General features: G+C 43.7%; 1 protein-coding gene. It reads left to right on the forward strand.

The genetic code is table 11. The features are described from left to right. Positions 1-111: 111 nt before the first annotated feature. Positions 112-570 (forward strand): aspartate carbamoyltransferase regulatory subunit (pyrI, locus tag A3739_RS07830; protein ID WP_068500964.1); only part of this gene is annotated, 459 nt, incomplete at its 3' end.

Raw genomic sequence — 570 nt, forward strand, 5'->3', positions numbered from 1 at the left:
TAGATAAAACGAAGCATGCGTATTATTTCGAGCAAGCCGAAAATGGCGTCTATGCGCGCGAGGCACTACTCGCCTTACTATTAAACGAAGACTACTAAGGGGGGCATGACTATGGACAAGCAAACAAAAATGCAGGTCGAGGCGATCAAAAATGGCACAGTCATCGACCATATCCCAGCGAACGTTGGATTGAAGATACTACGTTTGTTCGATATCGAACAAGGTACAGAAAAAGTCACCATCGGCTTAAACCTACCGTCTTCATCTTCAGCTACGAAAGCAAAGGACATTATCAAAATTGAGAATGTCTTTTTGACTCAACAGCAAGCTAGCCAATTAGCGATCTATGCGCCAAATGCGACAGTTAACCAAATTGAAGGCTACCGTGTTGTTAAAAAGCTTCCTCTAGCCCTACCTGAAGTAATCGAATCCGTATTCAAATGCCCGAACAGTAACTGCATCACCCATGGCGAGCCCGTCAACAGCAGTTTTAAAGTGATCGTGGATCAAGAAGATGTGCGTATGAAGTGCAAATACTGTGAGCGTACTTTTGATAGTCACATCATGACT

It is taken from the genome of Oleiphilus sp. HI0067, assembly GCF_001635735.1.